The sequence below is a fragment of the Actinocorallia aurea genome (assembly GCF_054783995.1).
This window is the reverse complement of the sequence record NZ_BAAGPQ010000008.1, coordinates 199,251-211,385: the sequence shown is the minus strand read 5'-3', so window position 1 is coordinate 211,385 and position 12,135 is coordinate 199,251. Positions and strand designations below refer to the sequence as shown.

Sequence of the window (12,135 nt, the reverse complement as noted above, 5' to 3'; positions counted from 1 at the left end):
ATGATCCTTCACAACTGAGCGTCACGACCAACGAGCCGACCCCAGGGAGTGAGACAGAGCCAAGTGGTGGGCGGGTGCCCACCGGCCTCCTAAGGTCGTGAAGTCCATGCGGAATCGCGCGCCGCGGTCGACCCGACCGCCCGCCGACCTGAGGAGGTCAGCCTGACTTTCGAATTCGCTTCCATGGAATGGATCTGGACCGATCACTCCATCCGCGTCAACCTCCCCGACGGCCAGGAACGTCTCTACTCCGGCAACTTCGGCGAAGTCCTGGCCGTCCAGAACGACCTGGGTAAGCAGGGCTGGGACGTGGCCACGAGTGTGGCCAGCGGCAACTGGATCTACTGGACCTTCCGCCGCGTCCGCTGACCCCCGGCTTTATGACCTGGCGCGCTCTTCCCGCTGGAAGGGTCATCACATCGACCCATGGCGGTTTCCCTCGAACCTGAGTGGCAGCGCGGCTTCATCATGACGGGCACGACCACGGCTCGACGGCTGGGGCGGTTGGCTGCGGTCTGCATGGACGGACGCGGTGGCGGGCCCGTGAAGGGGATTGGGCGCGGCAGGGGCCGCGCCCAATCCGGTTCAGGGTGCCGGTGTTCAGATGCGGTGGGTGTCGAGGGTTTCGGGGGCGAAGATCTCGGTGGGGGAAAGGGGGCGTTCGGTCAGGCCCTGCTCGTAGGAGTAGCGGAGCAGGGTGCGGAGGGTGGGCAGATTGGGTTCCACGCCGTAGGGCCAGAAGTCCGGTCCCATGATGGAACGGGTGTGCTCCACCTCCTGGTAGAGCCAGGGGAGGGAGTAGCGCAGGGCGTTGGTCTCCCCTATCCGGCGCATCGCCAGCGCGAGGGATTCCTCGAAGGCCTTGTAGAGGGAGAAGGCCAGCCAGGGTGGGTTTCGTACAGGTCTCGGCGGAGGACCACCACGTGCATGATCGAGAAGATGCCCGTCTCTTGCGCGTACCGTTCCCCGCCGCCGCGGCAATCGGTGAAGAGCCGGGCGATGCCCGGTTCCCACGGGCGAAGGGGAGCGGCATCCGGTTGATGCGGACCAGTTCCTTGCGGTCCTTCTCGGGCAGGATCTCGACCATTCGGTCGGGTCATCTCCGCGGCGGTCCGGGACACCTCGACGAAGACCTGCCTGCCGGGGTGAGCGACAGCAGGTTCCGCCGCCGGTCGTGCAAGTCCCTGGCGCGCTCGACGTATCCTCGGCGGACGAGGCGGTTCACCACGTCGGCGACGGTCGAGGAGTCGAGGGAGACCCTTCGCACGATGGAGTTCTGGTCGATGGGCGAACGCTCGGCGATGGCGCTGAGCACCGCGAACTGGGTGGAGGTGACCTCTGTGGACACCTCGGTGGACCAGAGGTAGGTGTGCACCTGCTGGGCACGGCGGATGAGGTGGCCCGGCTGCTGGTACATGTCGATGCGCAGGGCCGCCCGCATGACGTCGCGGTCGCGGTCGTTGTCGTCGCTCATCGCTTCGCCTTGTGTCCTGGCCCGCTGCGGTAGCGGATGGCGCCTTGAGCGCTGACACCCACCTCGAGGGTTCCGATCAGGTCGATGTCAACGTGATCACGTCACCGTCGGTGAGCACGCCCGCCCCGGCGGGCGTCCCGGTCGCGATCACGTCACCGGGACGCAGCGTCATCGCGGCGCCGGCGTAGGCGATCAGCTCGGGGACGCCACAGATCATCTTGCCGGTGGGCGCGCGCGGTCTCTCCCGGGCTGCCCAGTTGGTAGCCGGCGACCAGCGTGTGCGTCGTGCCGAACATCCGGCTGGGGTTGAAGGCGTTGAGCGCACGGCGGTCAGCGTCGTCCACGCCGAGCGACATTGCCTCGTCGGCGCGGTGGAGCAGGGGCTCCAGATCTCGGAACCGCCACACGTGGGGCACCTCGGCGACCGAGGGCTCGGCATCGGTGGTTCCCGGGATCCTCCACAGCGACGAGACCTTTGGCCTCTTCGAGGCTCTTGTAGTCGTCGTCCGGCGCCTTGTCGGGCAGCGGGTGCATGTCCATCTCGGGGCACTCCCGGCCACATCTTCAGATTCATACGTACACGTATGTTCCGTGTACGTATGAAAAGCAGCCCGGTCGAAACGAATCAGGGGAAAGGGTGGCGATTTATTCACTCTTGCCCGCGTCGTCATCCACCCGGGAGGGCACGCACCCACGCGTGACCAGGCGCTGGTCCTGCCTGGGAGCGCACCAGGCGGACCGCCGCGGCCCCGCACCGACGCCGGAGATGCTCCGGATCGACGCGGCCCTGGCCCGGCCGGCACCGTTGGACGGGCCATCTCTCCGCACCGCCGACTCGTCCGAAGGACCCGCGCCGCCCGAGCGGTCACCGGGTCGGTACGGGCCAGGCGGCGTCATATGAGCGCGAACCCGCCCACTTGACCATGGACTTCGCGCGTTCGGGGACCAACAGGGAACCCGTCAGGGGCCGCCGATCAGGTGGGGCGCGTGGACGGGCGATGGCGATCGCCCTCGGGCGCATCGAGATCATTCACACGGGGACGCGGGCGGGTGGTTTGCTGGTGGGGTGAACGGATTCGGGCGGCGGGAGTTCCAGTTGGTGCTGCTGCGGCGGATGGCCGACTACCAGCCGGATCTGGTGTGGGAGGCGGCCCGGGCGCTGGGTTCCACGCGCACCGAGATGCGCGAGGTCAACGCCCGCTGGCAGCGGGTGCTGCGGTCCCGTGCGTTCCCCGGCGGACGACAGCGGTACGTGACCGTCCTGGGTCCACCCGAGACGGTGCGGGAGCGCCGCCTGGGCGACGTCGAGTTCACTGCGGCGCACTGGACCCTCCCCCTCTGGCCCGGCCTCCGGTTCGAGGTCCTCACGGCGGACAACGGGGCCCTGCTCCAGGAGTGGCTGGTCCGAGCCGACGGGGCCCCGGTACCTGCCCTGAACTCGGTGGCCGATCTGACGCCCTGGTCGTGCGTCGTCGGCGACCTGGACGCCCGCTTCGGCCCGCTGGCGCACCGCGAAGGAGAAGGCCCGAGCCGCTGGACCGCCGGCTTCACCGCACCGGACGGCTCACGCCACGTCGCCCACTTCGTCTGGGGCCTGCTCCAGACGGTCGCCGAGGCCTGAGCACCCGTCCGACGGGAGAAGACACCGACGGTCGGCCGGAACTGGTTCGCGCAAGGTCCGGAGCCGCCGCGACGACGCGAACCCCACCGGCTCGCCCCGCGATCACGCGAAGCGAGCGGCACCTCCGATCCCACGCCCGAAGGGCGCCTCGCCCGCCGCGACAGGCCCGACGGCCGACGCGTCGCCCCGGGGTGGCAGGAGGAATTCGGCGACCGCCGATCCCGACACCAGGGTGCCTCGCCCGTCGCGACCGAACCTGCCGCCACCGCGTCGCCGTGTTCGCGCCCCACGGGCGGAGTGCCGAACGGGCGGGGTGCCGAACGGGGACGTCAGGCGAGGGCCTGCGTGATGGTGGTGGTGACGTGGGCGACGGCTTCTGGGAGGGGCAGTTTGAGGGTGTCGCCGGTGGAGCGGGTGGTGAACTCGACGGTGCCTTCGGCGAGGCCGCGTTTGCCGACGGTGACGCGGTAGGGGATGCCGACGAGTTCGGTGTCCTTGAACTTGACGCCGGCGCGTTCCGGACGGTCGTCGATGATGGCGTCGATGCCTTCGGCCAGGAGGGCGGAGTAGATGTCCTCGGCGGCCTTGGCGGTGTCGGGGTCGTCGGACTGGGCGGTGACGACGGCGACCTGAAAGGGCGCGACGGACAGGGGCCAGACGATGCCCTTCGCGTCGTGGTGGCATTCGATGATGGAGGCCATGGCGCGCTCCACGCCGATGCCGTAGCTGCCCATGATGACGGGGGTGCGCTTGCCGCCCGCGTCGAGGACCTCGATGCCGAGGGCGTGCGCGTACTTGTAGCCGAGCTTGAAGATGTGGCCGACCTCGATGGCCTTGCGCACCTCCAGCGGGTTTCCGCAGCGCACGCAGGCCTCGCCCTCGGCGACCTCGCGCAAGTCGGCCCAGGTCGTGACGGCGATGTCGCGGGCGACGTCGACGCCGCGCAGGTGCACGTCGTCGGTGTTGGCGCCGGTGAACATGCCGGTGCGCCCGCGCAGCGCCTCGTCGGCGAGGATCGTGAGTCCGGTGACGCCGACCGCGCCGAGGCTGCCGGGCAGCGCGCCGAGGGCCTCCTGGATCTCGTCCGGCCGGGCCGGGCGCAGGGCCGTCGCGCCGGTGGCGTCGATGAGCTTCTGCTCGCTGAGCGGGTGGTCGCCGCGCAGCAGGACGAGGGTGAGCGCCTCGTCGAGGACGTAGACGAGGGTCTTGATCTGCCGGTCGCCGGGCGCGTCGAAGCGCCGGGCGAGGTCGTCGATGGTCCGCACGCCGGGGGTGTCGAACCGCTCCGGGCTACTCGCCCCGGGCTCGTCGGCGGCCTCGGCGAGACGGGAGACGGCCTTCTCGATGTTGGCCGCGTAGCCGCAGGACGGGCAGTGCACGACGAGGTCCTCGCCGACCTCGGCCGGGCACATGAACTCGGTGGACGCCGACCCGCCCATCGCCCCCGAGGACGCCTCGACCGGGATCGCGGGGATGCCGAGCCGTTCGAAGATCCGCACGTAGGCGTCATGGTGGCGGTCGAAAGCGGTGTCCAGGCCCTCGGGGGCGAGGTCGAAGCTGTAGGAGTCCTTCATGGTGAACTCGCGCGTGCGCATCAGCCCGCCCTTGGCGCGCGGCTCGTCGCGGAACTTGGTCTGGAACTGGTACCAGATCTGCGGGAGCTGCTTGTAGGAGCTCAGCTCGGTCGCGAGCGTGCCGAAGATCTCCTCGTGGGTCATGCCGAGAGCGAGGTCCGCGCCTTTGCGGTCCTTGAGGCGGAACATCTCCTCGCCCATGACCTCCCAGCGGCCGCTGCGCTCCCAGACTTCGCGCGGGTGCAGCGCGGGCAGGATGAACTCCTGAGCCCCGATCCGGCTCATCTCCTCGCGGATGACGCCGATCACCTTGGCGCGGACCCGCACCGCGAGCGGCAGCAGCGAGTAGTGCCCCGCCATCAGCTGCCGCACGTATCCCGCCCGCAGCAGGAGCCGGTGGCTGGGCGCGTCGGCGTCCGCCGGATCCGTCCGCAACGTAGGAATGTGCATCTGCGACCACCGCATGACCAGCCACCCCGCTTCGTTCACCGGTGCCGCCCGCGTCCCCCGCGAGCGGCGATGCCCGAAATCCTAGCCCGGTCCCGGATCCCCGCAGAAAGTTGTCCACAGGCCGGTGGACGGGTCGCCGAGTCGTCCCTCCGGAAAGCGAAGGGCTCCCGGCGGGGTGACCGCCGGGAGCCGCGGGTCTGCGTTCAGGACGCCGGCGTCGTGAACGTGCAGGGCAGGCGCTTCAGGCCGTTGATGAAGCCGGACTGGAGGCGGTCGGGCTCGCCGTCGGTGCGGATGTCGGGCACCCGGGTGAACAGCTCGCGGAGCATCAGGGTGATCTCGCGGCGGGCGAGGTTCGCGCCGAGGCAGTAGTGCGGGCCGGGGCCGCCGAACGCGATGTGCGGGTTGGGCGAGCGGGTGATGTCGAAGACGTCAGGGTCGGTGAAGACCGTCTCGTCCCGGTTCGCCGACGGATAGTACAGGGACACCCGGTCGCCGGCCTTGAACTGGTGGCCGTTCAGCTCGTAGTCGCGGGTGACGTTGCGGCGCATGAAGATGACGGGGCTCGCGTAGCGGATGATCTCGTCCACGGCGCCCCCGATGCGGCCGTCGAAGTCCTCCAGCAGGAGCGCGCGCTGGTCGGGGTTGTCGGTGAAGAGCTTGAGCGCGTGCGCGATGGCGTTGCGGGTGGTCTCGTTGCCCGCGACGACGAGGAGCAGGAAGAACGCGCCGAACTCCTGCGGCGTGAGGGATTCCCCATCGACGTTGGCGTTGACCAGAGCCGAGGTGAGGTCGCCGGTCGGGTTCTTGATCCGCTCGCGGCCGAGGCGGGAGGCGAGCCGGTGCAGCCGGTACCCGGCGAGCGACATGGTGCCGAGGGTGCGCAGCATCCCGAAGGTGCCCATCTTGGCGGTGCCGGAGCTGTAGTCGATCTCCGCGCCGACGTACTCCGGGTCGGTGTAGCCGACGGTGATGTTCGTCAGCTTCACGACCTGCGGGTAGTACTTCGGCGGAATGCCGAGCATGTCGCAGATGACCTCGGTGGGAAGGCGCACCGCGACCTTGGCCACGAAGTCGCCGGGGCCGGATTCGATCAGCTCGTCGACGATCCGGGTGGCGCGGCCGGCGATGTCGTCCTCGAACTTGGAGATCATCTTCGGGCTGAAGGCGCGGGAGACGACGCGGCGGATCTTGCCGTGCCGCGGGTCGTCTATGTCGATCATCGACTTGAAGTAGCGCTCGACGATCCGCGGCAGGTCGGTCGGGCTGGTCGCGCTCGGCTCGCTGCTGAACACCTCGGAGTTGCGGCTGGCCTCGGCCACGTCCGCGTGCCTGACGAGCGCGTAGGTGCCGGGGCTCTGCCCGACGATAGGCATCTTCGGGAGGGTGAAGAAGCGCGGCCCGGGGGCGGACCGCAGGACCCGGAAGGCCTCCGCGCGTTCGTCCAGGGGGAGCTTCCAGAACCTCAGGTCTGCGAGGTTGATGTCCTCGACGGCCAGTCTTCCCGCAGCGTTGTCCGTGGTCACCGGCGACCGCCCTCCTCGACGCACACACCAGATCGTTCCAACTTCTGGTGATGGGGCACACCAGAAATTCTGGTGTCAACGATGACCAGAATTTCGAGGGGCGTCAAGGGGTACGGCAGAATCGGATCCGTGACAGCCCAGCGACGCCCGCGCCCCTATCGGGGGGTCCCCGCCGAGGAGCGCCGCGCCCAGCGCCGCGCGGCGCTGATGGAGGCAGGGCTTGAGCTGCTCGGCACCCAGGGCTGGGCCGCCACGACCGTCCGCGGCGTGTGCTCGCTCGCGGGCCTGAACGACAGGTACTTCTACGAGAACTTCGCCGACCGCGACGCGCTGCTGCTGGCCATCGTCGACGAGCAGGCCGCGCTCGGCACCGCGCGGATCCTGGAGGCCGCAGAGAGGTCCGACCAGCGGCTCCCCGACCTCGCCCGCGCCTCGGTGACCGCGACGATCGACTTCCTCACCTCCGACCCGCGCCTCGCCCGCGTCCTCGGCCACGAGTTCCCCGCGCACCCGCTGCTCCAGCAACGCCGAAGCGAGATCATCGGCAACCTCGCGAAGCTGTTCACCGGCCGGACCGCGGCGCTGCTGGGCGAGTCGCCCCTGTCCGACACCGACCTGGCGCTCACCGCGTTCACCCTGACGTCCGGCCTGTGGGACCTCATCGCGGCCTGGCTGCGCGGCGACGTCCCCATCGGACGCGACCATCTCGTCGACTACACCGTCGCGCTCCTGCTCACCACGACGGACCTCGCCGCGCCCCTGCACAGGCGGCTCAGGTGACGGACGGCGCCGCACGCCGTGCGCGCCTCGCCCGTCCGACGAGGTGGGAGGCGGCCACGCCCAGGCAGCCGAGGAGAACCGACAGAAGGACGGCCGTCCGGTAGGGGTCCAGTACGCCTATCGCCCACAGCGCGATAGGCAGGAGCGCAAGGAGGCCCGATATCAGTGCGACGGGAGCCACCGCCAAGGCACGTCGTCTGTCGGAGCCGTTGAAGACCGCCAGGCAGAGCAGAACGAGACCCGCGAGCATGAGCGCCCACGTCACAGGCGCCGACAGCAGGACCGTGATGCCCTGGGCGTGGAGCGTCGAGCCGAGGGCCGCGCCCAGGACGGCGCAGAGGACGCCCCACAGCAGCGTGGCGCTCATCGGCAGTCCCACCCCGAGCGACAGGGCGAGGACCATGAGGCCGACGCAGAACAGGCGGAAGCCGTAGGCGTTCCCGTCATCGAGGCTCGGAGCCGTCCACACGACCTGGGCGGGCCCTTCCGCACTCGTTGAGGAGGCGAAGCCCAGCCTGTGCCAGACGCCTCCCAGATCCTTGAAGGCGAGGCCGTCTCCCCTGTTGGCGACCGCCACGACGTGGCCGCCCTCGATCTCCTGTACCGCGATCGCGCTGCTCGCGACCAGCGGGTCCAGTCCTCTGTCCTCGGCCTGGCGGCGCAGGAACTCCGTCCTGCCCTCGGGGACCTCCCAGGCCGTCCGCCATACCCGTCCGTCCTGGGTCTCCTCCACCGCGAGCCTTCCGGGGACGATCCTGTAGCAGTGGCTCGGCCGAGAAGGCAGGCACGCGCTGGTCGCGCCGCCGGGAGCGGGGGTGAGGCTCGGGCTCGGGCGCGCGCTTGGGCTCGGGCTCTGTGTCGGCGGTGAAGGCTCCGGTTCCTCCCTCTGCCACCAGGTCCGCCCTCCATCACCCGAGTAGGTCTCCCGAGCGAGGCCCTCGACGTGGATGCGCCCGTCGGCGACCCGGACATCGGCGACCGTACGGGGCTCGACCTGCGACGTCGCCGCCGTCGCGACGACGGCCAAGGGGACCGCGACCAGGATCCGGACCAGCCGGACCCAGCGCGCTCCCACACCGCTGTCCCGGCTCCTCAGGTGAACGGCCCAGCTCAGGCCGAGGGCGGGCAGCGCGAAGAGATCGGTCGGATCGGCGAGGACCGCCGACGGCCCGGCAGCGGCCGTCCACAGGGCCGAAGCCGCGTCCGCGCCTACGGGGGTCGCCTTCACCAGGGCGAAGCCGACGCCCGTGACGGCGACGGACCAGGCGGCCGCCCGTCTCCCGGCCCATCCGAACACCGCGAAGGCCAGGGCCAGAAGGGCGGGCGCGAACACGAGGCCCGCCACGTCGCTCAGCTTGCCCGTCAGCAGGCCGGGGAAGGCGGGTTTCAGCTGGTGGTCGTTGACCGCGAGGACGATCACGGCGCCCACCGTCACAGGGTGTCCCGCCCAAGCCAGGGCGGATCCTTGGGCCGGTGAAGGCCCGGTGGACGGTGCCTGCAGGCGCGAGGGGGGCATGTGCGCCGACCCTACGTGGGCGCGCGGAAACCCGGAAGGGTCCTGCTCAGCCTCCGCCGACGGGCTTCACACCGAAGGCCAGCGCGCAGCCCCCGGCCCGTGAGCCGCGAGGGTGTCTCCGGGGTTGCTCAGCGCGCAGGAGCCGAGGCTGAGGCAGCCGCATCCGATGCAGTCGTCAAGGGTGTCGCGCAGAGCCTGAAGGGCGGCTATCCGGGCGTCCAGACGGTCCCGCCATGACGCGGACAGGCGCGTCCAGTCGTCCCGGGTGGGCGTGCGGCCGGACGGAAGGGAGTCCAGCGCCTCCCGGATGTCCGTCAGCGAGACGCCCAAGCGCTGGGAGGTGCGGATGAAGGCGAGCCGCCTCAGGGTGCTGCGGCGATAGCGGCGCTGGTTGCCCGAAGTGCGCTCGGCGGTGATCAGCCCCTCGCGCTCGTAGAAGTGCAGGGCGGAGACCGGGACTCCGCTGCGCCGGGACGCCTCCCCGACCGTCAGCAGGCCGGTCTGCGGCGTGCTCTCGTCCACTTTCGGGCCTCCGTCACGCGCTTGACCTCAACAATGGTTCAAGTTCTACCGTCACCGCATGAGCATCTTCAAGCAGGCGCAAGAACGCCCTGAACGAACAGGACGCCCGGAACGGACGGAACGGGCGAGTGTCCTCGGTGGCGGGTTCCTGTGGGTGACGCTCGGATCGTGTGCTCTGGTCTTCCTCACCGCGTTCGAGAGCATCGCGGTCACCGCGGTGATGCCCGCGGTGAGCGCCGACCTCGACGGGGCCCGCTGGTACGCGCTCGCGTTCGCCGGGCCCCTCGCGACCGGGGTGATCGGCATGGTCGCCGCGGGACTGTGGGCCGACCGGCGCGGCCCGATAGCGCCGCTTTACACCTCGGTCGCCTTGTTCGGGGCGGGCCTGGTGCTCTGCGGGCTGTCCCCGACCATGGAGGTGCTCGTCGCCGGGCGGCTCTTCCAGGGCCTGGGCGGCGGGGCGATCACCGTCGCCCTGTACGTGGTCGTGGGCCGGATCTACCCGGAGACGCTCCAGCCCGTCCTCTTCGGCGCGTTCGCCTCGTGCTGGATCCTTCCCGCGCTGATCGGCCCTGCGGTCGCGGGGGGCGTCGCGGCGCTGCTCGGCTGGCAGTGGGTGTTCCTCGGCGTCGTCGGCCTGGTCGCGGTCGCGATGCTCATGGTCGTGCCGGCACTGCGCGACGCCGGCCCTCAGTCGGCCGAGGAGCGCGCGGACCGCGGATTCGCGCTGCTCGGGTGGGCCGCGCTCGCCGCGGCGGCCGTGCTGGTCCTGAACCTCGCCGGCGGCCTGCCCAAGATCGGCGCGCTCCTTTCCGCCGTCGCGGTGGCGGTCGCGCTGGCCGCCGTGCGGCCGACGCTGCCGGGCGGCACGCTCACCGCCCGGCGCGGCCTGCCGAGCGCGATCCTCGTCCGCGGGCTGGTGTCCGCGGCCTTCTTCGGCGGGGACGTCTACCTGCCCTACCTGCTCACTGAGAACTACGGCTTCGCTCCCGCCCTCGCGGGACTCACCCTTACCGTCGGCGGCCTGGCCTGGGCCGGAGCATCGGCCGTCCAGGGCCGCTCGGGCGGCCGGGTGGCGCACCTCGCCTGGATCCGGATCGGGTCGGCGCTCGTCCTGGCGTCGCTCCTCGGAGTCCTCGCCGCCGCCGCGTTGGCGCTGCCCGCGGCCGTCGCGATCACCGCCTGGGGTGTCGGCGGAGCGGGGATGGGCCTCATGTACCCGCGGCTGAGCACCCTGACGCTCAGCCTCTCCGCCCCCGCCGAGCGCGGCTTCAACTCCTCGGCGCTCGCCATCGTCGACTCCCTGGGCGGGGCGCTCGCCCTGGCCGTGGGCGGACTCATCTTCGCCGCCGCCTACGGCGGCTTCACCGGGGTCTTCGCTCTGGGCGCGGCCCTCGGCCTCGCCGCCGTCGTCCTCGCCCCGAGGGCGGCCCCATCCGCCGGACAGCCGGCATCTGACAACGCACCCATGGAGGTTGCAGCGTGAAAGCGATCGTGCAGCGGGAGTTCGGGCCCGCAGAGGTCCTGGTGCTGGAGGAGGCCGATCGGCCTGCGCCCGGCCCAGGGCAGGTCCTGGTGAGAGTGGGCGCGGCGGGCGTCCACGCCGTCGACACCAACATCCGCGAAGGCCAGGGGCCGCCCACGCTGCCCAAGCCCTCACTGCCGATGACGCCCGGCCGCGAGGTCGCCGGAACGGTCGAGGCCGTCGGCGCGGACGTCCCGGGCACGTGGACGGGCAAGCGCGTCGTCGCCCACGTCGGGGCCTTGAGCGGCGGCTACGCCGAATACGCGCTCGCTCCCGCCGCCTCCCTGCACGAGTTGCCTGAATCGGTCTCCTACGCCGCGGCGGTGGCCGCCATAGGCACCGGCCGCACTGCGCAACTCGTCCGCCGCTCGGTGGCTTCCGGGCCCGGGGACGTCGTCATCGTGACGGGCGCGTCGGGAGGCTTGGGCAACCAGCTCGCCTACCTCGCCCTCGCGGCGGGATCCCAGGTCGTCGCCCTCTACGGCGGAGAGTCCAAGCGCGAAGCCGTCGCCGGGATCGTCGGCCGGGACGGGAGCCGCCCTGAGGCCGTCGACACCTCTGCCGAAGACTGGACGGCAAGACTCACGGACGCGGTCGGCGCGAAAGGCGCGGCGGTCGTCTACGACGGAGTGGGCGGGCCCGTCGCGCGCGCGTGCCTTGAGGCACTCGCGCGCGGCGGTCGCCACATCATCTACGGATGGTCCAGCGGCTCCCCTGTCGAGGCCACCACCCAGGACATCGTCGACCGGGCGCTGAGCGTCACCGGCGCGCTCGGCGTACCCATCCCGGACCTGCGCGCGCTTGAGACGCTCGCCTTGGACGCGGTGGGCCGGGGTGACGTCGTCCCCCTCGTGAGCGCGTTCCCGCTGGCCGAGGCGGCCGCGGCGCACACCGCCATCGAGACCAGGGCCTCGCGCGGCAAGGTCGTCCTCGTCCCGGCCTGATCCGCCGTCCGCGTCACCAGCCGCGCGACCTCCTCCTCGCGCTCGGCCGGTGCCGGAAGGTCCCCCAGCCCAGCCCCTGCCCGCCTTCCTCGGGCGGGGGCTCCGGCGCTTCCGCCTCCTCCGCCTCGAACGCCGCCTCGAACTCCGACACGGCATCCGTCATGTGTTCCTCCGGCACCGCGGCCCTCCTCCGCTCGCAACCG

13 protein-coding genes are annotated in these 12,135 nt (G+C 71.1%); 5 read left to right on the top strand and 8 right to left on the bottom strand.

Annotation, left to right across the window (positions count from 1 at the left end):
- Nucleotides 1-183 precede the first annotated feature (183 nt).
- Nucleotides 184-369: a hypothetical protein gene (locus ACYVOM_RS11130; protein WP_460303200.1), complete on the top strand. Its 186-nt coding sequence runs from the start codon at nucleotides 184-186 to the stop codon at nucleotides 367-369.
- Nucleotides 370-600: 231 nt separating this feature from the next.
- Here the strand turns inward: ACYVOM_RS11130 and ACYVOM_RS11125 are convergent, their stop codons facing one another.
- The 3 genes from ACYVOM_RS11125 to ACYVOM_RS11115 all read right to left on the bottom strand — a co-directional run bounded on the left by ACYVOM_RS11125 (nucleotide 601) and on the right by ACYVOM_RS11115 (nucleotide 1,913).
- A complete protein-coding gene (locus ACYVOM_RS11125) occupies nucleotides 601-834 on the bottom strand; it encodes a hypothetical protein (RefSeq protein ID WP_460303199.1) in 234 nt (77 codons plus the stop codon).
- 262 nt (nucleotides 835-1,096) lie between these two features.
- A complete protein-coding gene (locus ACYVOM_RS11120; protein WP_460303198.1) occupies nucleotides 1,097-1,474 on the bottom strand; it encodes a MarR family winged helix-turn-helix transcriptional regulator in 378 nt (125 codons plus the stop codon).
- A gap of 76 nt (nucleotides 1,475-1,550) precedes the next feature.
- Nucleotides 1,551-1,913 carry a fumarylacetoacetate hydrolase family protein gene (locus tag ACYVOM_RS11115; RefSeq protein WP_460303197.1) on the bottom strand — a complete coding sequence of 121 codons (363 nt, stop codon included), beginning with the start codon at nucleotides 1,911-1,913 and terminating at the stop codon, nucleotides 1,551-1,553.
- Nucleotides 1,914-2,540: 627 nt separating this feature from the next.
- Here ACYVOM_RS11115 and ACYVOM_RS11110 point away from each other — a divergent pair.
- Nucleotides 2,541-3,095 (top strand): hypothetical protein, encoded by a 555-nt coding sequence (locus ACYVOM_RS11110; RefSeq protein WP_460303196.1) that lies wholly within the window; start codon nucleotides 2,541-2,543, stop codon nucleotides 3,093-3,095.
- A 329-nt stretch (nucleotides 3,096-3,424) separates the two neighbouring features.
- Here ACYVOM_RS11110 and ACYVOM_RS11105 read toward each other — a convergent pair whose 3' ends face one another.
- Both ACYVOM_RS11105 and ACYVOM_RS11100 read right to left on the bottom strand, forming a co-directional pair.
- On the bottom strand, nucleotides 3,425-5,134 hold the full coding sequence (locus ACYVOM_RS11105; RefSeq protein WP_460303205.1) for a proline--tRNA ligase: 1,710 nt from the start codon (nucleotides 5,132-5,134) through the stop codon (nucleotides 3,425-3,427).
- Between the two features lie 188 nt (nucleotides 5,135-5,322).
- Nucleotides 5,323-6,645, bottom strand: coding sequence for a cytochrome P450 (locus tag ACYVOM_RS11100; protein WP_460303195.1), 1,323 nt, complete (start codon nucleotides 6,643-6,645; stop codon nucleotides 5,323-5,325).
- A 129-nt stretch (nucleotides 6,646-6,774) separates the two neighbouring features.
- Between ACYVOM_RS11100 and ACYVOM_RS11095 the strand changes: the two genes are divergently transcribed.
- Nucleotides 6,775-7,425 carry a TetR/AcrR family transcriptional regulator gene (locus ACYVOM_RS11095; protein WP_460303194.1) on the top strand — a complete coding sequence of 217 codons (651 nt, stop codon included), beginning with the start codon at nucleotides 6,775-6,777 and terminating at the stop codon, nucleotides 7,423-7,425.
- On the opposite strand, the gene ACYVOM_RS11090 is transcribed toward ACYVOM_RS11095, so the two are convergent.
- Together ACYVOM_RS11090 and soxR are read right to left on the bottom strand one after the other, a co-directional pair.
- Entirely contained in the window at nucleotides 7,418-8,854 is a 1,437-nt protein-coding gene (locus ACYVOM_RS11090; RefSeq protein WP_460303193.1) for a hypothetical protein, read from the bottom strand. The genes ACYVOM_RS11095 and ACYVOM_RS11090 overlap by 8 nt on opposite strands.
- A 153-nt stretch (nucleotides 8,855-9,007) precedes the next feature.
- Entirely contained in the window at nucleotides 9,008-9,463 is a 456-nt protein-coding gene (soxR, locus tag ACYVOM_RS11085; RefSeq protein WP_460303192.1) for a redox-sensitive transcriptional activator SoxR, read from the bottom strand.
- Between the two features lie 58 nt (nucleotides 9,464-9,521).
- On the opposite strand from soxR, the gene ACYVOM_RS11080 reads away from it, so the two are divergent.
- Together ACYVOM_RS11080 and ACYVOM_RS11075 are read left to right on the top strand one after the other, a co-directional pair.
- Nucleotides 9,522-10,949 (top strand): MFS transporter, encoded by a 1,428-nt coding sequence (locus ACYVOM_RS11080; RefSeq protein WP_460303191.1) that lies wholly within the window; start codon nucleotides 9,522-9,524, stop codon nucleotides 10,947-10,949.
- On the top strand, nucleotides 10,946-11,932 hold the full coding sequence (locus ACYVOM_RS11075; RefSeq protein WP_460303190.1) for an alcohol dehydrogenase catalytic domain-containing protein: 987 nt from the start codon (nucleotides 10,946-10,948) through the stop codon (nucleotides 11,930-11,932). The genes ACYVOM_RS11080 and ACYVOM_RS11075 overlap by 4 nt, the downstream gene beginning before the upstream one ends.
- A gap of 13 nt (nucleotides 11,933-11,945) precedes the next feature.
- Here the strand turns inward: ACYVOM_RS11075 and ACYVOM_RS11070 are convergent, their stop codons facing one another.
- Nucleotides 11,946-12,095 carry a hypothetical protein gene (locus ACYVOM_RS11070; protein WP_460303189.1) on the bottom strand — a complete coding sequence of 50 codons (150 nt, stop codon included), beginning with the start codon at nucleotides 12,093-12,095 and terminating at the stop codon, nucleotides 11,946-11,948.
- Between the last annotated feature and the right edge of the window lie 40 nt (nucleotides 12,096-12,135).